This window comes from Nocardioides sp., from assembly GCF_024509035.1.
GTDB lineage: Bacteria > Actinomycetota > Actinomycetes > Propionibacteriales > Nocardioidaceae > Nocardioides.
Genome location: NZ_JANINT010000384.1, coordinates 1 through 438, shown reverse-complemented (window position 1 = coordinate 438; position 438 = coordinate 1). Strand labels below are relative to the sequence as shown.

At 74.7% G+C, this 438-nt stretch carries 1 protein-coding gene; it reads left to right on the top strand.

The window, feature by feature from the left end:
* Positions 1–438, top strand: a 438-nt coding sequence (locus Q0L15_RS21910) for an ATP-binding cassette domain-containing protein (RefSeq protein WP_296606945.1), incomplete at both ends; no start/stop codon positions are given.

Genomic DNA, 438 nt, shown 5'->3' with positions numbered 1-438 from the left:
CGGTGTCCGACGCCGAGGTGGACCGCCGGGTGGGCGACCTCCTGGAGGAGGTCGGGCTGCCGGGCTCGCGGGCGCGGGCGTACCCGCACCAGCTCTCGGGCGGGCAGCGCCAGCGGGTGATGATCGCGATGGCGCTGGCCTGCCGGCCGGCGCTGATCATCGCCGACGAGCCGACCACGGCGCTGGACGTGATGGTGCAGGCGCAGGTCCTCGACGTGCTGTCCGCGCTGGTGCGGGAGCGCGGCGTCGGGATGATGCTGATCAGCCACGACCTGTCCGTGCTCGCCGACATGAGCAACCGGATCGCGGTGATGTACGGCGGCCGCGTGGTCGAGCAGGGCCGGGCGGACCAGCTGTTCACCGACCCGCTGCACCCGTACACCACCGCGCTCGGCGCGTCCTTCCCGCGGGTCGGCGACCCGGCGGCGCGGTACGCCC